This window comes from Mesorhizobium sp. WSM4807 (assembly GCF_055811615.1).
Window position 1 is genome coordinate 246,401 of record NZ_JBVVQY010000006.1, and the last position, 19,708, is coordinate 266,108.

Below are 19,708 nucleotides of genomic sequence, written 5' to 3' on the forward strand. Positions count from 1 at the left end.
AATGATCTGGCCGACATTTCAGAAACATCGTAGAGGCCGGCGGAAGTACGGACGTCGCGCTGAAATTCGTCTTGCGTATCGAAGACCGCTGCCAAAGCATCCGCAATGCGCCTCGCGCGATGACATTGCGCCGGGACTGCGAACAGTGCCGTTCGAGCACTCTGCGGTAATTGCTTACGTTGTCAGCGATGATCTCGTTCGCATCGTCAACATCTTCTATGGCGGTCGCGACTATGAGACGCTGATGCGCGATGGCGAATCGAGCGATCCATCGTGATGGACAGTTACTCGCCCAGCTCAACGATCGCGGTGACAATTCCGGCTTTCCGTTCCCCCCCGGATTCCTTCATACTTGGCAGCTTTCAGGCGTCCGGCCAGCCTCGCATTGCGCGACGCAACAGCAGCCAATGCCGGCGCCAGGCCGAGAGCCGAGCCACGCCGTTCAGAGGTGACTGACGAGAGCCTTCGATCTTTCCGAGATAGGCGCGCGACAAGGCCAGCGGCAGAAATGCCGGTCGCAGCGAAACCGGCAACGCCGATGCGCCGCTTTCGAAAGCTGCAAGATGTTCTTGCGCCAGTGCGATCATCGCGGCGACAGCGCGTTCTGCGCCCGGCCCGCCATCGCCCGCAACGAACTCTTCCGGCGATGATCCTGCCGCGGCCAGAATGTCGGCCGGGACAAAGCACTGCCCGCGCTTGCGGTGCAACGGCAGCAGCAGCAAAAGGCCGGTCATCGCTTGTGCGCAACCTGCCCTGCCCGCAAGTTCGGCAAACCGCGGTGCTGCGACGGGATCGAGTACCATCGCTGCAAGCTGGATGAGCGCCGCTGCGGTCTCGCCGCAATAGCCTTCCAGGTCAGTGCGCGACGGCATAGGGTCGTCATACAGATCGAAAACGCGGGCTTCGAGCATGTTCTCGAAGGCGGGTATCGGCAGGTGGTGGGCGGAAATCGTAGCCTTTAGCGCGTCCGCGACAGGATGGCCAACCCCGTCCCCACTGTCCTCGGTTGCGATGACATCGCGCCACCATTGCAGCCGCACCTCGCCGGGTAGCGCCTCGCGAATACGGTCGCGAATGCCTGATATCTCGGCATTGAAGGCATAGAGCGAAAAAAGTGCGTCACGCTTGTCCTCAGGCGCATAGAGCGCGCAAACATAGCGGTCATGGTCGGCGGCTCGCACCGTTTCCATGACGATTTTGGCGTTTTCGGTCACGTCACTCGACGGCGATCAGTGCGGCGGCCACCGCACGGTTTTCCGCCAGAAGAACATTGTAGGTCCGCACGGCAGCACCAGTCGACATCGGATCGGCCGCAATGCCCGCCGCCTTCAGCGCAGCACGCAGGGCCGCCGGCAACGGCCTGAGATCCTTGCCGGCGCCAACCAGCAGGATCTCGACCTTGTCAGCCTCGTTGAGCAGCTTGGCGAAATCCGCCGCCGTCAGTGCCAGGGGATCAGCCGGCTCCCAGCCATAAATGCCCGACGGCAGGCACAGGAGCGAGCCGCGATGAGACATGTCGGCGAAACGAAACCCGCCATTGCCGTAGGCCTCGATCGGCGCACGGCCAGGGAAATGCGCTTCGCGGATGACGATGCCTTTTGCCACTAGTGGTCCGATTCTAACATTCGCATCCCATTCCAACAGCGTCGTTTGCGAATGTTAGAACGATAGGGACCACCAGCAAATAGATGTTTCTGCCGCGGCAATCGTCAGGTTGCCAAGGCTTTGCCGCCCCCCACCGGCTTCTCCTCATCGGCCGTCGCGGCCTGCGGCCGCAGCTTGAACAGGATGAGCAGTGGCGCGGCGATAAAGATTGACGAATAGGTTCCGAAGACGACGCCGAACAGCATCGCCAGCGTGAACGAGCGGATCACCTCACCTCCGAACAGCACCAGCGCCAGCAGCGCTAGCATCGTCGTCACCGAGGTCAGCGTCGTTCGCGACAGCGTCTCGTTGATGGCGTTGTTCAACAATTGCGGCAGCGGCATCCTCTTGTATTTTCGTAAGTCTTCACGAACACGATCATAGACGACGATCGTATCATTGAGCGAATAGCCGATGATGGTGAGTATCGCCGCAAGCGACGACTGGTTGAATTCGAGGCCGGTGATGACGAAGAAGCCGATCGTCATGACCACATCGTGGACCGTGGCGATGATGGCGCCGACCGCGAACTGCCATTCGAAGCGGAACCAAACATAGATCAGGATTCCGAGCAGCGCTATCAGCATGGCGATGGTGCCTTGCTTGGCGAGCTCGCCGGAAACTGTCGGTCCCACCACCTCGACGCGGCGGAAATCGTAATGGTCCTGCAACTCGCCGCGCACCTTGTCGATGACGGTCTGTTCGGCATTCTCGCCGCCCTCCTGCGTGCCGACGCGAATCAAGACGTCGTTCGGGTCGCCGAACTGCTGCACCTGCACTTCGCCGATGTTGAGTTCCGAAAGCCTGCCGCGAATGTCGGCAATGTCGGCGGTGCCATCCTTGGCCTGCACCTCGATCAGCGAACCGCCCTTGAAGTCGATGCCGTAATTGATGTCGACGGTCATGAACAGCACGACCGCCAGGATCGACAGCACGCTGGACAGCGCGAATGTCCAGCGGCGAATGCCCATGAATGGAATTCTCGTGCCCGCCGGGACGAAGGTCACCGGCGCGCGCGGCAACTCCTTCGGGCGGGCGCGGCGAAGCCAGATCGACACCAGCAGCCGGGTGAAGGTGAAGGCGGTGAAGACGGTGGTCAGAATGCCGATGGCGAAGGTCACGGCAAAGCCCTTCACCGGTCCGGTCCCGAGCCAGAACAGCACCACGGTCGCGATCAGCGAGGTGACGTTCGAATCGACGATGGTCGCCAGCGCTTTCGAAAAGCCCGTGTCGATCGCCTGGATTACAGAGCGACCGTTTCGCCGCTCCTCGCGGATGCGCTCGTAGATGAGGACATTTGAATCGACCGCCATGCCGATGGTCAGCACGATGCCGGCAATGCCCGGCAATGTCAGTGTCGCTCCGAGCAACGACAGCAACGCGATGATCATCGCCACATGCACCGCCAGCGCGATGTTGGCAATGAAGCCGAGAAAGCCGTAGGCCACAAACATGAACACGACGACGAGGATGGAGCCGATCACGCCGGCGACCTTGCCGGCGTGAATGGAATCCTCGCCGAGCCCAGGGCCTACTGTGCGCTCTTCGATCACCGTCAGCGTCGCCGGCAGCGCGCCGGCACGCAACAGCACGGCGAGGTCGTTGGCGCTCTCGGCGGTGAAATTGCCCGAGATCTGGCCGCTGCCGCCAAGGATCGGTTCGCGGATCTGCGGCGCCGAAATCACCTGATTGTCGAGGATAATGGCAAACAGCTTGCCGACATTCTGCGAGGTCGCCTGGCCGAAACGCGCCGCTCCCTTGGAATCGAAGGTGAACGAAACCACCGGCTCATTGGTCTGGGAATTGTACGTCGCCTGCGCATCGACGAGATTTTCGCCCGAAACGATGACGCGGTTCTCGATCAGATACGGAACCGGCGGATCATCCTGCGAATACAGCACCGAGGATCCCGCCGGCGGACGACCGTTGAGCGCGTCCTGCACCGGCATCGACTGGTCGACCATCTGGAAGGTCAGCTTGGCGGTCTGGCCAAGAATGTCCTTCAGCCTTTGCGGATCCTGCAGGCCCGGCACCTGGACCAGAATGCGGTCGTCGCCTTGGCGTTGCACGATCGGCTCGGTGGTGCCGAGTTCGTTGACCCGGCGCTCGACGACCTCGAGCGACTGCGCCAGCGCCGTCGACGTGCGGTATTTGATGCCGGCATCGGTAACGGTGAATTTGAGCAGGCCGGGCTCGGAGTCATCCAGCGACATCTCCTGGACGGAGCCGCCGCTGAACAGGCCGGCCGCCACCGGGTCGGTCAGTGTCTTCAGCGCCGTCTTGGCGGCATCGACCTGTCCGGGATCGGTGATACGGACCTGCACGGTCCGGCCTGATCCGGCAAGGCCGGTGTAACCGATCTTGGCGTCGCGCAGCAGTGTCCTGATTTGGTCGCGCGTCGTCTCCAGCCGATCCTTGGTCAGATCGTTCGGATCCATCCTGAGCAGGATATGCGAGCCGCCCTGCAGATCGAGGCCGAGCGTCATCTGGCGCTTCGGCACCCAGTCGGGAAGCTTGGCCAGCGTGCTGGCTGAGAATAGATTGGGCGCAGCGAAGATCACTGTGGCGGCCACGGCCAGCCAGATCAGGATCATCTTGAAGCGCGAGAAATAAAGCATATGGCCTCGTCCGTCAGGGCATTCTGGCGGATCGTTCCGCCTGGAATTGGGTTATTTCTTGGCGTTCTGGTTCGCCACCGGCTCGCCCCGCTCCGCACATCGGTGATTGTCGAACACAGGCAGTTCACTTTGGTGCTGCCATCGGGCTTTCTTCCACTGTTGTCAATCTTGCCGGCAAGAGACCAGCGCGCAATGGCATCACGAGATCGTTGGCGCCCTGGACCGGGTGGCCAGCCGGATCAGGGTCGTCTTGAAGTTCGAAAATACAGCAAATGGCGTCGTCCGTCAGGGGCGTATCCGCGGACCGCTCCGCCAGAAATTTCGGCTATTTCTTGGCGTTCTGGTTCGCCACTGGCTCGCCCTTGACGCGCACATCGGCAATCGTCGAGCGCAGCGCCGTTACCTTGGTGCCACCGCCGAGATCGATCTCGAGTTCGTTGTCGTCGATCACCTTGGTCACCTTGCCGACGAAACCGCCGCCGGTGATGACCGTGTCGCCGCGGCGAACCGCCGCCAGCATCTCGCCGCGCTTCTTCAACTGCGTGCGCTGCGGCCGAATGATCAGAAAATACATGATCACGAAAATCAGGACAAACGGCAAAATGCTGATGAACATATCCGGGGAGGTGCCGACGCCTTGGGCATATGCCGGTGTCACGAACATCGAGGTACTCCTGAATTTTGAAAAACAGCCGCCAAACCGTCCTAGGGAAATTTGGCGGCCCCGTGAAATTTGGCCGGAATATAGTCGGTAAAGTTGCCAATGCAACTGCGGCCAGGCATTTCGGCTGCTTTTCGGGCGGGTTGAGCCGTGTTAGAGCATGATCCCGAAAATGGAGCGCGGTTTTCGAAAAAGATCATGCTCTAACAAAAGGTTGGAGCCGGTTCCGAAACCGCCGGAATCAAATAGGTTCCGTTGTCACGCCTTCCTGAATGCAAAAACAAAAAGACAAGAAATGACCGACAGCACCATCGAAGCCCTGAACAAGAAGCTCGACCGCCTGATCGAGGCGGTCGCCCGCCTCGCTCCGCCGCCGGTGCCGGAAACCGATCTCGGCGGGGCCGACTGCTTCGTCTGGCAGGCTGATCCCGGCTATCTGGAGCCGGTGCTCAAGGTCAACCGGGTCGACATCGGCCTGATCCGCGGCGTCGATCGCGTCCGCGACATACTGGTCGACAACACCGAGCGCTTCGCCGCCGGATACGCAGCCAACAACGTGCTGTTGTGGGGCGCGCGCGGCATGGGCAAATCCTCGCTGGTCAAGGCCGTGCATGCCGCTATCAACGCGTCGGCAAAGCTGGACCTGCCGCTCAAGCTCATCGAGATCCACCGCGAGGACATCGACACGCTGCCGAAGCTGATGAATTTGCTGAAGGCGGCACCTTACCGTTTCATCCTGTTTTGCGACGACCTCTCCTTCGACCACGACGATACGTCCTACAAGTCGCTGAAGGCGGCGCTCGAAGGCGGCGTCGAGGGCCGCCCGGAGAATGTGATCTTCTATGCCACGTCGAACCGGCGGCATCTGTTGCCGCGCGACATGATCGACAATGAGCGCTCGACCGCCATCAACCCGTCAGAGGCAGTCGAGGAAAAAGTCTCGCTGTCCGACCGCTTCGGCCTCTGGCTCGGCTTCCACAAATGCTCGCAGGACGAGTATCTCGACATGATCGACGGTTATATCAGCCATCACGGCCTTGCCATCGCTCCCGAGGCGCTGCGCGCCGAGGCGCTGGAATGGGCGACGACGCGCGGCAGCCGTTCGGGCCGCGTCGCTTGGCAATTCACCCAGGATCTGGCAGGCCGGCTCGGCAAATCTCTCAAAGATTAGGGACAAGGACTGAAAAAGCCCGCCCCTGCGGGGCGGGCTGAGCCGGCGGGCCGGACTGGAGGTCAGGCGGCGCGCAATTGCTTTTCTTGTTCTAATTGAGATAGGTCGAAGGGTCGATTTTCTTTATTCAAGATAGGTCGAAGGATCGACTTTCTTTTATTCAAGATAGGTCGAAGGATCGACCGGTGCCGAATTCTTGCGGACTTCGAAATGCAGTTTCGGCGAGTCGGTGGTGCCGCTCATGCCGGACTGCGCGATTTCCTGGCCGCGCTTGACCTTCTGGCCGCGCTGGACCTCGATCGAGCGGGCGTGGCCATAGACTGTAACCAACCCGTTCTCGTGGCGCACCAGAACCGTATTGCCGAATTCCTTGAGTCCATCGCCGGCATAAATGACGACGCCGTTCTCGGCCGCCTTGACCGGCGTTCCTTCCGGCACGGCGATGTCGACACCATCCTTGCCGCCGCCAAAGCTTGAGATCACGCGGCCGCGCACCGGCCAGCGCATCTTGCCGATACCGGTGGCGTTTGGCGCCACCGCGTCGTCATCCTCTGCCTGCTCGATGACCTTCGCGGCCTTTTGGGGCGGCGTGTAGGCGGCGAGCGTCTCCGACGGCGTAGTCTTTGCCGCAGGCGGGGTGGTGGCAGTCGTTACCGGATCGACCTTTGCCGGCTTGGCGCTGGCAACTGTCGCGGTTCCGTCAGCCGGCACCTTCAGGGTCTGGCCGATCTTGAGCAGACCGTCCTGCAAACCATTCGCCTGCTTCAACGCAACCACGCCGACGCCTGTCTTCCTGGCGATGGCCGACAGCGTATCGCCCTGCTGGACCGTGTAGGTGCCACCGGCACCAGCCGCCTTGGGTGCGGCGCCCTTCGGCTGGCTTGCTGCGGCCGATGCATCCACCTGCGCGGCGGACTTGCCCTCCTTGAGCTTCGGCTGCTGCGGCAGCACGGCCACCATCTCCGGCGCCTTGGCCGGCAAATCGAGCTTGGTGTCGTTCGCAGGCTTGGCGTCGGCAAGCTTCGGCGTCGGTTTTTTGCCTGAATAGGCATAGGCCGGGATGACGAGCTTCTGGCCGGTCTTCAGCCCGTTGGTCGCGCTCAGCCCATTGACCTTCATGAGGGCGTCGGCGGGCACGCCGTAGCGCCGCGACAGGCCGGAAATGGTCTCGCCATCCCTGACGATGATCTCGGTGGCACGCGGTTCGCCGCCTGCCGTCGCCATGCGCGGATCATCGGGTTGTGCGTTCTTGAACGGCTTTGCCGCTGTCCCGGTCGCAGTACGGTCAACCTGTGAAGCGGCTGGCACAGAAGCGGTGCGAGCCGGACTGGCGGTGGCGGCCGGCTGCGACTGGCTGACCGGCGGCAGTTGCTGCGTCGTAACCGGCTCAAGGCTTGAGCGGCTGACCGACTGGGTATGGCTGCCGTCGAGCGGCGCGGCGGACACCGGCGCATCGCCCGGATAAGGCTGGGCCGCGTCCTGCTTGTCGATGATGGCGCGCTGGTTGTTGGTCGAGGAGGTGAAGACGTCATCGACGCTGTTGAACCGCGAGACTTGGGAACTGCATCCCGCCGCGGTGCCCGCAACCATAAGGACAGCGAAACCACGCGCCAGGTTGCGTCCGTTTGCCTTCAAAATACTGAATTGCATCGCTTTTACCCGCAGATACCCGGTACAGACTGACTGCGATTAAAGCGCGTTAATGTTACTGGTCGGTTAAACCTCTAGAATCAGACGCAAATTTTCTTAAAATATTTAAGGCTGGACCGGGTCGGGTTGAGGTTCAGGTAGGGCCGAGTCGGAGACGGGCGCGAAGCGACCAACAGGTCGGTTGCGGGCATCACCTGAATATCAACAGAACCCTAGATGACCGCGGCTACGCTGCGCAGGATCGGCTGCAGGCGGACGAGTCCGATGTCCTCGCGTTCGAAGCGGCTGCCGACCTTGGTCAGTTTGGCCAGCACCTGCTCGCCCTCTTCGGGTCCGATCGGAGCGATGACGATGCCGCCGCTCGACAATTGGTCGAGCAGAAAGCGCGGCAGGCTGTCGAAGGCCGCCCATACGACGATACGGTCGAACGGCGCTTCATTGGCCAGTCCGTTGGAGCCGTCCGCCTGGCGCATGATGACATTGCCGATGCCGAGCGCCTCGAAGCGCTGCTTGGCCTTCTCGGCCAGCGTCTTGTAGCGGTCGACGGTGACGACCCGCGCGGCAAGCCGCGACATCACCGCCGCCGTGTAGCCCGACCCGGTGCCGATCTCGAGCACGCGGTTGCCCGGCTCGATGGCAAGTGCTGCGATCACCGCAGCTTGCAGATCGGCGCCCTCGATCGCCTCGCCGCATTCGATCGGCAGCATGCGGTCCGACCAGGCGATCGGATGGAACTGCGCGGAAAGGAAGCCGCGCCGCGGCGTCGCCTCGAAGGCGGCGATCAGCGCCTTCGGCACGACGCCCTTGCCACGCAGGCGGAGCAGGAAAGCGGCGAAGCCTTCGCGGTCGTCGACCGTCGGACCGTGGTTCAGGTTCATGCGAGCGCCTTGGTCAGTTGATCGCGGATTTCATGAGCGGTGAGATCGAGCTGCAGCGGCGTCACCGATACCAGCCGGTTGCGCATGGCATGGAGGTCGGTGCCTTGCTTGCCCTCGACCGGCTCGCGGCCGAAACGCAGCCAATAATAGGGAAGCCCGCGCCCATCGCGGCGCTCGTCGACCCAAAGGCTGTGGACGAGCTTGCCTTGCGAGGTGACCACCGTGCCGGCGACCTCTTCTGGCGCGCAATTCGGAAAATTGACGTTGAGCAGCACGCCGTCCGGCAGCGGCATGGCGACAAGCTTCTTGAGCAGCGCCGGCGCCAGCGCCTCGGTGGTCTCATAGGGAACGACGCGATCCTCGCCGAGATAGGAATAGGCCTGGCTGAGCGCGATCGAACGCACGCCGAGCAGCGCGCCTTCCATGGCGCCGGCAACGGTGCCCGAATAGGTGACGTCGTCGGCGATGTTGGCGCCGGAATTGACACCGGACAAGATCAGGTCGGGTGCTGCGGGCAGGATCTTCTTCACGCCCATGATGACGCAGTCGGTCGGCGTGCCGCGCACGGCGAAGTGTTTTTCGCCGATCTTGCGCAGGCGCAGCGGCTCCGAGATCGACAGCGAGTGCGCGTAGCCGGACTGGTCCTGCTCCGGCGCCACCACCCAGACGTCGTCCGACAGCGTGCGGGCGATGCGTTCGAGCGATGCAAGGCCCTCGGCATGGATGCCGTCATCGTTGGTCAGGAGGATGCGCATTATTTTGATTCGATCTTTTCCAGACCGCCCATGTAAGGCCGAAGCGCTTCAGGAATGGTTACGCTGCCATCCTCATTCTGATAGTTTTCGATGACAGCAATCAGAGCGCGGCCGACGGCGGTGCCGGAGCCGTTCAGCGTGTGGACGAAGCGGTTGCCCTTGCCGTCCTTGTCCTTGTAGCGGGCGTCCATGCGCCGCGCCTGGAAATCGCCGCAGACCGAGCATGACGAAATCTCGCGATAGGCGTTTTGGCCCGGCAGCCAGACCTCGATGTCGTAGGTCTTGCGCGCGCCAAAGCCCATGTCGCCGGTGCACAGCGTCATGGTGCGGAACGGCAGGCCGAGCCGCTTCAGCACTTCCTCGGCGCATTCGGTCATCCGCTCGTGCTCGGCGAGCGAGGAGCCCTGGTCGGTGATCGACACCAGTTCGACCTTGTAGAACTGGTGCTGGCGCAGCATGCCGCGCGTATCGCGTCCGGCCGAGCCCGCTTCCGAACGGAAGCACGGCGTCAGCGCTGTATAGCGCAACGGCAGCTTTTCATGCGGTATGAGTTCTTCGCGCACGAGATTGGTCAGCGGCACTTCAGCGGTGGGGATGAGGCCAAGCCTGCCGTCTCCACGCGGGGCGAAGAAGAGATCCTCCTCGAATTTCGGCAGTTGCCCCGTACCGAAAAGAACCTCGTCTTTGACCATCAGCGGCGGCTGAATCTCTTCATAGCCGTGCTCGGTCGTGTGCAGGTCCAGCATGAACTGGCCGAGTGCGCGCTCCATCCGCGCCAGTCCGCTCTTGAGCACTGTGAACCGCGAGCCGGAGAGCTTCGCCGCCCGCTCGAAATCCATCATGCCGAGCGCTTCGCCGATCTCGAAATGCTCCTTCACCCAGTTCGGGCGCGTCGGCACTTTGCCGACGATGCGCTTGACGACATTGTCGTGCTCGTCCTTGCCGATCGGCACGTCGTCGAGCGGCACGTTGGGCAGCACCGCCAGCGCATCGCTCAGCGCCTTGTCGAGCTCGCGTTCGCGCGCCTCGCCGTTCTGGATGAAGGCCTTGATCACGCCGACTTCGGCTTTGAGTTTTTCGGCAAGGGCGGCGTCGCCCGAACGCATGGCGTTGCCGATCTGCTTCGAGGCGGCGTTGCGGCGCTCCTGCCTGATCTGCAGCTCGGTCAGATGTTCGCGCCGCGCCTCGTCCCTGGCGATCAGATCATCGACCGTGGACTGCGCGTCCTCGCTGGACCACGAGCGCTTCTTGAGCGCCTCGACAAGGGCCTTCGGGTTGTCGCGAATCCATTTGATGTCAAGCATTGTCCTGAACGCTCCTGAGCTAGGTCAGAGGGCGTAAACCGCATCCTTGGCCGATGCAAGATGTCAAGATCGAGTTCCTTCGCGCCCCCTCTGTCCTGCCGGACATCTCCCCCACGGGTGGGGAGATTGGCTGTCATCGCGGGCTTTCGCCAATCTCCAGCGTTGAAGGAGCGGGCCGTCGACGAAGCTGCCAATCTCCCTCCTTGTGGGGGAGATGCCAAGTTTTGGCAAAGAGGGCAGGACAGAGGGGGGCGCTGTCCCGCAGATTTTGAAGAAAGTGCTACCCGCCTGATGCAGCCTACGTCGACGACGCGTCCGCTGCCTTTTCAGCCGCCGCTTCCGCAGCTTCCCGCTTCTCGCGCGCCAGACGTTCCCGTTCTTTGCTGCGCTCGATCAGCCGGGCCGACCAGATCGAGACCTCGTAGAGAAGGATCGTGGGAACTGCCAGGCCGATCTGGCTTATCGGATCGGGCGGTGTCAGCACAGCCGCGACGACGAAGGCGATGACGATCGCCCATTTGCGCTTTTCGACCAGCGCCTCGGACGACAGCATGCCGACCCGCGTCATCAGGCTGGTCACTACCGGCAACTGGAACACAAGGCCGAAGGAGAAGATCAGCGTCATGATCAGGCTGAGATATTCCGACACTTTCGGCAGCAGCGAAATCTGCACCTGGTCGTCGGTGCCGGCCTGCTGCATGGCGAGGAAGAACCACATCACCATCGGCGTGAAGAAGAAATAGACCAGCGACGCGCCCATCAGGAACAGGATCGGCGAAGCGATCAGGAACGGCAGGAAAGCGTTGCGTTCGTTCTTGTATAGGCCGGGAGCGATGAATTTGTAGATCTGCGTGGCGATCAGCGGGAAGGCGATCACCATGCCGCCGAACATCGCCAGCTTGACCTGAGTGAAGAAGAATTCCTGCGGCGCCGTGTAGATAAGCTCGACCTTGTGCGGGTCGAGCCCTGCCCATTGAGTCGCCCATTTGAACGGGATGACCAACAGATTGAACAGTTGCTTGGCGAAGAAGAAGCAGAACAGGAAGGCGACGAAGAATCCGCCGATCGACCACATCAGCCGCCGGCGCAACTCGATCAGATGCTCCATCAGCGGAGCCGCCGATTTGTCGATCTCGTCCTTTTCCGAAATGCTCACTTGGCGGCTCCCGCCGTCTTTTTGGCGGCTGCAGTCGGCTTCTTCACCGCTGCCGGTGCAGGCTTCGGCTCGGCCTTCTTAGCCGCGGTCTTCGTCGCAGCAGGTTTTGCCGCTGCTGCCGCTGGCTTCGCTGCGGCCTTGGAGGCCGGCATCGCTTTCGCTGGCGCACCCTTCGCCTTCGCCGCCGAGGCCTTTTGCGGTGCAGCCGGCGTCGCCGCCGCGACAGGCGGCGTCACCACCGACTCATCGGTCATCGCCGGAAAGGTCGGCGCCGCCGGCGCCGCTTCCGGGGCTTTGACGCCCGGCAGCACCGTCGCGCCATTCTTCAGCTCGGTATCCTGCGGCATAGAAGCTGGCGTGACCGGGTCGACGGCCGGCTTCGGCTTCATCACCGCGTCGACACCCGAACGGACATCGGCTGCTGCCTGCTCGAACGGGTTGAGCTGTTTCCTGATCTCGGCGGCCGGGTTGAGGCTTCTGAGTGAATCGACCGACTTCTTGACGTCGTCAAGCTCGGCCTCCTTCAGCGCGTCGTTGAACTGTTTCTGGAAGTCGGCTGCCATACCGCGCATCTTCGCCGTCGTGCGGCCGAAAGTGCGCAGCATCTTGGGCAAATCCTTAGGCCCGACGACCACGATCATGACAATCGCGATCACCAGCATCTCGGTCCAGCCGATGTCGAACATGGCGATACGTTCCGACTAAAGTTTTGGGCTCAGCTCTTGCTGGCCTTTTCCTTCACTGCCGAAACGGTTTCGTCGGCACGGTGTTCAACGGTGCGCTTGTCCTCGGCAACCTCGTCGTCGGCTATGCCCTTCTTGAAGCTCTTGATACCCTTGGCCATGTCACCCATCAGCTCGGGAATCTTGCCGCGGCCGAACACCAGCAACACGATCACCAGAACGATCAGCCAGTGCCAAATCGAAAATGAACCCATAACAATCTCTCTCGAAAGTTTTCTCTGACGATGATCTATGCGCTTTCGCGTCGGGATTCAAACACAACCGCGACAGAGTTCATAAATGAGTGGCCGAAGTCACGCACTTTCGGCGCCATAGCCCGCTACCAATCGGCGCAGCCGCGAAATACCAACGGCTTTCGGCACGTCGTTTGCGGTCAATCTTCCTCGACGCGCGGCGTCAACAGGCCGAGTTCCTCGAGGTCGATGTCGGTCAGCGGATCCTCGTCGTCGGTCAGCGCATCCGGATCCGCCGGCGGCAGCGGAATGGAAAAATTCGACGGCATGCGGCCCGAAAGCAGCCCGGCGCCCTTCAATTCGTCCATGCCGGGAAGATCGCGGATCTCCTCCAGCGCGAAATGGTCGAGGAAGATGTCGGTCGTGCCGTAGGTGACGGGACGGCCAGGCGTGCGGCGCCGGCCGCGCATCTTCACCCATTCGGTCTCCATCAGCATGTCCAGCGTGCCCTTCGAGGTCTCGACGCCGCGAATATCCTCGATCTCGGCGCGCGTCACCGGCTGGTGGTAGGCGATGATCGCCAGCACTTCGAGCGCCGCGCGGGAAAGCTTCCTCTGCTGCACCGTGTCGCGGCTCATCAGGAAAGCGAGATCGTCGGCGGTGCGGAACGCCCAGGCATCGCCGACGCGCACCAGATTGACGCCGCGCCGCGCATAAATCTGCTGCAGTTCGGCCATCGCCGCGGTAATGCTGATGCCGTCGGGCAGGCGCGCGGCAAGCTGCTTTTCGCTGACCGGCTCGGCGCTGGCGAAAACGATCGCCTCGGCCATTCGCACGGCTTCCGCCATATGCAGCCGCTCGCCAGGATTCTGGGACAAGTTCTGGGCTTGATTTTCTGCCGGTACCCCGGCGAGCACGCCCTCTTCGGTCTCGTCGTCGACGTTGAACGGAATGACCGACGCGTTGGCGCGTTCACTCATGATGCCACCTCGACTGCCCTGATGCCTTGCGCACGGCCGCGCAGATAGAGCGGCGCGAACACCTCGTCCTGCCGCATTTCCATTTTGCCTTCGCGCACCAGTTCCAGCGTGGCCGCGAACGAACTGGCAATCGCGGTACGCCGCTCGTCCGGGCCGGTCAGATATTCGACCAGGAAACTGTCCAGCGCCGTCCAGTCGCGAAGCGAACCGATCAGCCTGTTGAGGATGTCGCGTGCATCCTTGAGCGACCACACACCGCGCCTGGCGATCGTCACATTGGTGATCGCCTGCTTCTGGCGTTGCGCCGCATAGGCGGTCAGCAGATCGTAGAGCGAGGCCGAATAGGCGTTGCGTTTCTCGACCATGACCATTTCCGGCATGCCGCGGGCGAACACGTCTCGTCCGAGCCGGTTACGGTTGACCAGGCGTGCCGCCGCGTCGCGCATCGCTTCCAGCCGCTTCAACCGGAATTGCAGCACCGCCGCCAACTCCTCGCCGCTTTCGCCGTCGTCACCGGGTTGCTTGGGGATCAAAAGCTTCGACTTGAGAAACGCCAGCCACGCTGCCATCACCAGATAGTCGGCGGCAAGCTCCAGCCTGAGCGCCCTCACCTTCTCGACGAAGGCCAGATATTGCTCGGCCAGCGCCAGGATCGAGATGCGCGACAGATCGACCTTCTGGTTGCGGGCAAGATGCAGCAGAAGATCGAGCGGGCCCTCGAAACCGTCGACATCGACGACCAGCGCGGGATCGCCGGTCAGCCGCGAATCGTCGTTCTCGGCCCACAGACGGTCCATCGGTGCGGCCTTGCCGGCCTTGCTATCCAATGTTTCCGCCACTTCCTGTCGCTTTCCTTTGCTTCTAGCTTCTTGTTTGACCATGATCTGTTCCGAAAAACCGGCTCCCATTTTTCGGGATCATGGTCTAGGCCACCGCATCGAAATAGGTGGCGAATTCGGCGCGTATCTCGGCTTCATCAGCCCGATCGCGCTTCTTGATATAGGTCAGCGCCCGTTGCGCGCGTTGCAGCGACGTGCCTTCAAGCCCTGTTGTGCGCGACGCAATGCCGGCCATTTCCTCGAAAACGCCGTTGCAGTGAAGGACCAGATCGCAGCCCGCCGCAAGGATCGCGGCCGCCTTTGTCGGGAAATCCCCAGAAAGTGCCTTCATCGAGGTGTCGTCGCTCATCAACAGCCCGTCGAAGCCGATTTCGCCGCGGATGATCTCGTCGATGACCTTGCCGGACGTCGTGGCCGGGTTCTTCGGGTCGATCGCGCTGTAGACGACATGCGCCGTCATCGCCATCGGCAAATGATTGAGCTCCCTGAACGGGGCGAAATCATGCCGCTGCAAGTCGCTCATCGAGACATCGACGGTCGGCAGTTCGAAATGCGTGTCGGCAAAGGCCCGTCCATGCCCGGGAATATGCTTCATCACCGGCAGCACGCCGCCCGACATCAGGCCTTCCGCCGCGGCGCGACCCAGTTCGATGACGGCACGAGGCTCCTTGCCATAGGCGCGCGCGCCGATGACGTCGCTGGCGCCCTCGATCGGAACGTCGAGCACCGGCAGGCAATCCGCCGTGATGCCGTAGCGCAGCAGGTCGAAGGCATGCAGCCGTGCCATCAGCCAGGCGGCGCGGTTGCCGGCGTAGTGGTCGTTGCGCCACAAGGCCCCGAGCGCACCACCGGCCGGATAATTCGGCGCCAACGGCGGCCGCAGGCGCTGCACCCGGCCGCCTTCCTGGTCGATGAACACCGGGGCGTCCGGGCGCTCAATACAGTCGCGCATCGCCGCGACCAGATCGCGGATCTGCTCGGTCTCGCCGATGTTGCGCGCAAACAGGATGAAGCCCCACGGGCATTCATTGCGATAGAAATTGATTTCGTCGCGTGTGAGCGATTTCCCGGCGCAGCCGAGGATCATGGATTTTGATTCGGTCATGAGCAGGAGTTTAGAGCTTCACGCGGACAAAGGGAATCGCATCGAACCACATGCGGTTGAGCCACAACCCCTTCCACACAAAGAACTCCCTTCCGCCAAAAAAACCGGCGCGGTTCGTGACCGCGCCGGTTCTTTCCGCCCAAGGGCGGGATATTCGAAATGGCTAGCGCGACACGAAGCAGTTGCCGCCGGCAGCCTTGTAGTTGGTGCACAGGTTGATCGCATCGTTGCGCGACTTCGCCGGGACGCGGACGCGATAGAACGTTCCCTTGCCGGCGATCTCGGCCTTGACGATGTTGGCGGTGTGGCCGGAAAGCACGCTGCCGTAGCGGCGCTGCAGATCCTGATAGGTCGACTGGGCGCTTTCGACAGTCGGTTGCGAAGCGATCTGCATCGACCACGAGCCACCGCTGGTCGAGGCGGCCGCCGGACTGATGGACGCAACCTGGTCGGGCTTGACCTCGCCGACGACGTCGACCGGCTGGTCGGACGGACGCTGCGGCGCCACCGGAACCGTGGCCGGCGTATTGGCAGGCTGGGCGGTTTGGGCCTCAGCCTCAGGCGCGGCTGCCGGCGCGGTTGTCGGATCGACTGTTTCCGGCTTGGCTGTTTCCGGCTTGGCGATTTCGGTCTGATCGCCGCCCACCGGGTCGCCACCCAACAGATCGCCACTTGCCTGGTCGGCAACAGGCGGTACCGTACCGGTCTGTTCTGCTGCGTCGTCGGCCTGTCCCGCTGGGGCCACATGCTGCGGCGCCGGATCGACAGGTTCGACGGCAGCCATCTGCGGTGCAGGCGCCGGATCCTCGCGCGCAACCAGCGAACCATCTGATTTGACCACCATGGTTCTCACCTTGCGCGGTGCAACGGCGACGACGTCGGGCTCGATGCCCTGGTCGGCCTCTTGCAGAACCTGGGCGATACGATCCTCGGACTTGGGTGCCGGCGCGGCGGCGACGTCGGCATTTCCGGCCGCTTGCGTGCCGCGGATCGCATTGGCGCCTTCAGCGGCGGCGGATTCGGCATTGCGGATTGCATTGGCGGCTTCAGCCGTGTCGATATCGTCGGGCGAAAGATCGACCACACGGCTCTGCGGCGGCTCCTTGGCCGCCACGTTCACCGGCTCTTCGGTGTTGGTGACCAGTTTTTCCTGGACCGGTTCGGCAGGCTTTGGGCCACCCTTGGCCACTGCGTCATAGACCTTATTGTCCTGGTTCGGCACGACGGTGCCGCCCGGATTTTCAGGCCTGACCTTGATCGGTGCGTTGTCCGCCTTGACGATGACCGGCGCATCGGCGCCGCCGGCGCCGCCGAAAGACAGCGCGAAGGCGCCGAGACCGCCGGCGAGCGCCACGGCGCCGACGACTGCGGCGACCAGCAGGCCGCGGCTCCGCGGCCTCGCGGCATCGTGCCCAGCCAAGCCGGGAACCGACATGGCCTCATCCAGTTCGGGGTCGTAGTCGAGTTCGTCCAATCCAAAGTCGTCGGCCTGCGAGGCCGGCCGGCCGTTGGGCAAGTCGCCCCAATCGAAGCCGCTGGCGGCATCGGCATAAGACGCACTGACAGACGCTTGTGCGGGTCTCGCCGCATAGGTCCGCGTTTCAACGCGTTCGGGCTCATAGGCTGACTGGAACCCGGCCGCTGACTGGATTCCGGCCCCTGACTGGAAACCTGCATTGTAGGTTTCGTCGTCATACGACGCACTGCGCGCCGGGGCAGCAGCGACGTCTACGGTGTTCATTTCGGTGAGAAGGCTGGCGAACTCGGTGTCGAGATCGTCATAGGCAGGCGCCGCCGGTTCGTCGTCATTGAAGTCGAGTTCCGGAATATCGAGGTCGTCCGCCAGCGCCACGACGCGCTCGGGCACATCGACCGTCTCGACATCAGGCATCTCGTCATACGCCGAAGACTGTTCGCTTTGCGCCGGCGCAGATGCAGCATTGGCGGCATCGACTTGCGCCGGCTCATCCTGATAGGATGGTACCGCAGCCATCGGCGGCGGCGCTTCCGTGGCCTTCCCCGAGGCCACTTCCGTGGTCCTCGCCAAAGCCGTCGGCTGGGCTGCAAAGGCAGGTTGCGACTGCGCGACCGGCGTTACGCGGCTCCACGAATGGGCCGGCGCCGGCGGGGCGGAGCGTGCGGCCATCCAGGTGAGCGCGTCGTCCTGGGAAGCGGCGGCCGCAACGTTCTCGCCGTCGCCATGGTCCAGACCGATGTCCTTGGCGAAGGCGGTATGCAATGCATCATCGTCGAAATCAACATCGGCCGGCCCGGCGGCATCTTCAGCGCCGAAATCCTGACCCTCGAGCTCATCGAGGAGAACGGAGTCGAGATCGGCCTCGGCCGCCTGAACCGCGCCATCCGATGGCTCCGAAAGGTCTTGCTCGTCGAGGCTCCAGTCCAGTTCGTCGATGGGATCCACTGGTTTGTCGGCGGCTTTTCCAGCCGCGGCCACAGACTGTTGAACCATGGCGGGTTCATTGGCCGCGGACGCAGCCACGGGGGCAGCCCGTGTGCGCATGGTGCCCAACAGCGCATTCAACTCGTCTTCGAGGCTCCGCTCGTCAGCGACGGGGGCAGGCGCCGCCGGTTGGACTACGGCGGCCGGCGCCGTCGGTTGGGCTGCAACGTCGGAGGCCCGCGCAACCGGCTCTTCGGCTTCCTCGGCAAGCGCATCGTCGAGGCTCAAATCAAAATCGGCGTCGAACGCATCTTCCGGGGTTTCGACCGAAGGCCCATCCTTGGTGGCGATAGCCTCCGGTTCGTCAATTTCTGGCTCGTCAATTTCGACCGGTTCAGCCGTGCGAACCTCGAAATCCATGTCGACATCGGCCATGGCGTCGTAATGGCGGGCAAAGTCCTCACCGGACGCTTCCGAAACGGCCCGATCAGGCGCAGCAGGAGCTTCAACAGCGGGCTGCTCCATCGGCACATGTTCGTCGAGCATCAACTCGTCTTCGAGCGAGCTTGCGACGGCATTGTCGAATTCGTCATCGAAGACGGGTTCGGCGGCCGGAGCGGAGATTTCGGCTTCGGCAGCCTGCGCCATCGGCACGTGTTCGTCGAGCATCAGCTCGTCTTCGAGTGAGCTTGCGACCGCATTGTCGAATTCATCGTCAAAGGCGGGTTCGGCGGCCGGCGCGGAAACGGCGGCGGCAGTATTCTGTTCGGCCTCGTCCGTCGCATCGTCGTCGAGCAGTAAATCCTGTTCGAGCGACGCGGCAAGCTCGTCGTCCACCGGTAAATCGTCTTCGAATGGCGACACATCTTCGAGCGAACTGGCGAGCCCATCGTTGAAATCGTCATCGAAGGCAGCTTCAGCAGCCGGCGCCGATGCTTCGGCAACGTCAGAACGAACGTCATCGGCAGCAACGGCATAGGCGGTTTCGTCCGTCGCATCGTCGTCCAGCAGGAAATCCTGTTCGAGCGACGCGGCAAGCTCGTCGTTCCCAAGCTTGTCGTTCACTGGCAAATCGTCTTCGAAAGGCGACACGTCTTCGAGCGAACTGGCAAGCGCATCGTCGAAATCGTCATCGAACGCAGCTTCAACAGCCGGCGCGGTTGCTTCGGCAACACCTGCACGCGCGTCGTCGGCAGCAACCGCATGGACGGCTTCGTCCGCCGCATCGGCGTCGAGCAGGAAATCCTGTTCGAGCGACGCGGCAAGCTCGTCGTCCCCAAGCCCGTCGTCCATTGCGTCAGTGGCGGCCGCTTCGAAAGCCGGCTCGCGAATCTCGGTTGCGCCGTCATTGTCGTCGGCGCCGAATTCGCCCATCAACTCCTTTTCGAGATCGATGTCGAAATCGCCGTCGTCCGCCGGCTGGCTGGCTGGAGCCGCCTTCGGCTGGGCCTGCGGCTTGACCGGCTGGCGCGGGTCGAACCCCATGATCCTGGTCAGTTCCGCGAACGGATCATCGTCGGCGATATCGTTTTGGGCGGCTGCTCTCAGCTGGGTTCTGTCTGCCATTATTGTTCCCGAACTCGCACTCATTCGGACGCCATGGACGTCGCGTAGGGTTGGCCCTTACCAG

The 19,708-nt window shown here is 62.6% G+C and carries 17 protein-coding genes; 2 read left to right on the forward strand and 15 right to left on the reverse strand.

Annotated features, from left to right (window positions below; genetic code table 11):
* Position 1: 1 nt before the first annotated feature.
* Positions 2 to 277 carry a type II toxin-antitoxin system RelE/ParE family toxin gene (locus AC0L3N_RS10665; RefSeq protein WP_473547592.1) on the forward strand — a complete coding sequence of 92 codons (276 nt, stop codon included), beginning with the start codon at positions 2 to 4 and terminating at the stop codon, positions 275 to 277.
* Positions 278 to 362: 85 nt separating this feature from the next.
* Here the strand turns inward: AC0L3N_RS10665 and AC0L3N_RS10670 are convergent, their stop codons facing one another.
* From AC0L3N_RS10670 to yajC, 4 genes are all read right to left on the reverse strand, one after another.
* Positions 363 to 1,190, reverse strand: coding sequence for a phytoene/squalene synthase family protein (locus tag AC0L3N_RS10670; RefSeq protein WP_473547632.1), 828 nt, complete (start codon positions 1,188 to 1,190; stop codon positions 363 to 365).
* 25 nt (positions 1,191 to 1,215) lie between these two features.
* Positions 1,216 to 1,605, reverse strand: coding sequence for an Mth938-like domain-containing protein (locus AC0L3N_RS10675; protein ID WP_126106226.1), 390 nt, complete (start codon positions 1,603 to 1,605; stop codon positions 1,216 to 1,218).
* 104 nt (positions 1,606 to 1,709) lie between these two features.
* The gene (secDF, locus tag AC0L3N_RS10680; protein ID WP_473547593.1) at positions 1,710 to 4,262 is read right to left on the reverse strand and encodes a protein translocase subunit SecDF; all 2,553 of its coding nucleotides are present in this window, start codon (positions 4,260 to 4,262) and stop codon (positions 1,710 to 1,712) included.
* A gap of 325 nt (positions 4,263 to 4,587) precedes the next feature.
* On the reverse strand, positions 4,588 to 4,926 hold the full coding sequence (gene yajC / locus AC0L3N_RS10685) for a preprotein translocase subunit YajC (protein WP_065007771.1): 339 nt from the start codon (positions 4,924 to 4,926) through the stop codon (positions 4,588 to 4,590).
* 292 nt (positions 4,927 to 5,218) lie between these two features.
* Between yajC and AC0L3N_RS10690 the strand changes: the two genes are divergently transcribed.
* On the forward strand, positions 5,219 to 6,094 hold the full coding sequence (locus tag AC0L3N_RS10690) for an ATP-binding protein (protein WP_473547594.1): 876 nt from the start codon (positions 5,219 to 5,221) through the stop codon (positions 6,092 to 6,094).
* Between the two features lie 156 nt (positions 6,095 to 6,250).
* On the opposite strand, the gene AC0L3N_RS10695 is transcribed toward AC0L3N_RS10690, so the two are convergent.
* The 11 genes from AC0L3N_RS10695 to AC0L3N_RS10745 all read right to left on the reverse strand — a co-directional run bounded on the left by AC0L3N_RS10695 (position 6,251) and on the right by AC0L3N_RS10745 (position 19,644).
* Complete coding sequence (locus tag AC0L3N_RS10695; protein ID WP_473547595.1) at positions 6,251 to 7,744, reverse strand: peptidoglycan DD-metalloendopeptidase family protein; 1,494 nt, start codon at positions 7,742 to 7,744, stop codon at positions 6,251 to 6,253.
* Positions 7,745 to 7,956: 212 nt separating this feature from the next.
* On the reverse strand, positions 7,957 to 8,622 hold the full coding sequence (locus tag AC0L3N_RS10700; RefSeq protein WP_473547596.1) for a protein-L-isoaspartate(D-aspartate) O-methyltransferase: 666 nt from the start codon (positions 8,620 to 8,622) through the stop codon (positions 7,957 to 7,959).
* Positions 8,619 to 9,377, reverse strand: a complete 759-nt coding sequence (gene surE, locus AC0L3N_RS10705; RefSeq protein ID WP_473547597.1) for a 5'/3'-nucleotidase SurE — start codon at positions 9,375 to 9,377, stop codon at positions 8,619 to 8,621. The genes AC0L3N_RS10700 and surE overlap by 4 nt, the downstream gene beginning before the upstream one ends.
* The gene (gene serS, locus AC0L3N_RS10710; protein WP_473547598.1) at positions 9,377 to 10,681 is read right to left on the reverse strand and encodes a serine--tRNA ligase; all 1,305 of its coding nucleotides are present in this window, start codon (positions 10,679 to 10,681) and stop codon (positions 9,377 to 9,379) included. Before serS ends, surE begins: the two co-directional genes overlap by 1 nt.
* 298 nt (positions 10,682 to 10,979) lie before the next feature.
* Positions 10,980 to 11,789: a twin-arginine translocase subunit TatC gene (tatC, locus tag AC0L3N_RS10715; RefSeq protein ID WP_123150775.1), complete on the reverse strand. Its 810-nt coding sequence runs from the start codon at positions 11,787 to 11,789 to the stop codon at positions 10,980 to 10,982.
* Between the two features lie 44 nt (positions 11,790 to 11,833).
* The gene (gene tatB, locus AC0L3N_RS10720; protein WP_473547599.1) at positions 11,834 to 12,523 is read right to left on the reverse strand and encodes a Sec-independent protein translocase protein TatB; all 690 of its coding nucleotides are present in this window, start codon (positions 12,521 to 12,523) and stop codon (positions 11,834 to 11,836) included.
* Between the two features lie 29 nt (positions 12,524 to 12,552).
* Positions 12,553 to 12,774 carry a twin-arginine translocase TatA/TatE family subunit gene (locus AC0L3N_RS10725; RefSeq protein WP_095493766.1) on the reverse strand — a complete coding sequence of 74 codons (222 nt, stop codon included), beginning with the start codon at positions 12,772 to 12,774 and terminating at the stop codon, positions 12,553 to 12,555.
* 179 nt (positions 12,775 to 12,953) lie between these two features.
* A complete protein-coding gene (gene scpB, locus AC0L3N_RS10730; RefSeq protein WP_473547600.1) occupies positions 12,954 to 13,733 on the reverse strand; it encodes an SMC-Scp complex subunit ScpB in 780 nt (259 codons plus the stop codon).
* Positions 13,730 to 14,530, reverse strand: coding sequence for a segregation and condensation protein A (locus tag AC0L3N_RS10735; RefSeq protein ID WP_473547633.1), 801 nt, complete (start codon positions 14,528 to 14,530; stop codon positions 13,730 to 13,732). The genes scpB and AC0L3N_RS10735 overlap by 4 nt, the downstream gene beginning before the upstream one ends.
* Before the next feature lie 127 nt (positions 14,531 to 14,657).
* Positions 14,658 to 15,677: a beta-N-acetylhexosaminidase gene (gene nagZ, locus AC0L3N_RS10740; protein ID WP_473547601.1), complete on the reverse strand. Its 1,020-nt coding sequence runs from the start codon at positions 15,675 to 15,677 to the stop codon at positions 14,658 to 14,660.
* Between the two features lie 163 nt (positions 15,678 to 15,840).
* Positions 15,841 to 19,644 (reverse strand): SPOR domain-containing protein, encoded by a 3,804-nt coding sequence (locus tag AC0L3N_RS10745; RefSeq protein WP_473547602.1) that lies wholly within the window; start codon positions 19,642 to 19,644, stop codon positions 15,841 to 15,843.
* Between the last annotated feature and the right edge of the window lie 64 nt (positions 19,645 to 19,708).

Coding starts and splice junctions, on each gene's coding strand:
- AC0L3N_RS10665 (WP_473547592.1), top strand. CDS start 2: ATGATCTGGCCGACATTTCAGAAACATCGTAGAGGCCGGCGGAAGTAC.
- AC0L3N_RS10670 (WP_473547632.1), bottom strand. CDS start 1,190: ATGGAAACGGTGCGAGCCGCCGACCATGACCGCTATGTTTGCGCGCTC.
- secDF (WP_473547593.1), bottom strand. CDS start 4,262: ATGCTTTATTTCTCGCGCTTCAAGATGATCCTGATCTGGCTGGCCGTG.
- yajC (WP_065007771.1), bottom strand. CDS start 4,926: ATGTTCGTGACACCGGCATATGCCCAAGGCGTCGGCACCTCCCCGGAT.
- AC0L3N_RS10690 (WP_473547594.1), top strand. CDS start 5,219: ATGACCGACAGCACCATCGAAGCCCTGAACAAGAAGCTCGACCGCCTG.
- AC0L3N_RS10695 (WP_473547595.1), bottom strand. CDS start 7,744: ATGCAATTCAGTATTTTGAAGGCAAACGGACGCAACCTGGCGCGTGGT.
- AC0L3N_RS10700 (WP_473547596.1), bottom strand. CDS start 8,622: ATGAACCTGAACCACGGTCCGACGGTCGACGACCGCGAAGGCTTCGCC.
- surE (WP_473547597.1), bottom strand. CDS start 9,377: ATGCGCATCCTCCTGACCAACGATGACGGCATCCATGCCGAGGGCCTT.
- serS (WP_473547598.1), bottom strand. CDS start 10,681: ATGCTTGACATCAAATGGATTCGCGACAACCCGAAGGCCCTTGTCGAG.
- tatC (WP_123150775.1), bottom strand. CDS start 11,789: ATGGAGCATCTGATCGAGTTGCGCCGGCGGCTGATGTGGTCGATCGGC.
- tatB (WP_473547599.1), bottom strand. CDS start 12,523: ATGTTCGACATCGGCTGGACCGAGATGCTGGTGATCGCGATTGTCATG.
- AC0L3N_RS10725 (WP_095493766.1), bottom strand. CDS start 12,774: ATGGGTTCATTTTCGATTTGGCACTGGCTGATCGTTCTGGTGATCGTG.
- scpB (WP_473547600.1), bottom strand. CDS start 13,733: ATGAGTGAACGCGCCAACGCGTCGGTCATTCCGTTCAACGTCGACGAC.
- AC0L3N_RS10735 (WP_473547633.1), bottom strand. CDS start 14,530: ATGGACCGTCTGTGGGCCGAGAACGACGATTCGCGGCTGACCGGCGAT.
- nagZ (WP_473547601.1), bottom strand. CDS start 15,677: ATGACCGAATCAAAATCCATGATCCTCGGCTGCGCCGGGAAATCGCTC.
- AC0L3N_RS10745 (WP_473547602.1), bottom strand. CDS start 19,644: ATGGCAGACAGAACCCAGCTGAGAGCAGCCGCCCAAAACGATATCGCC.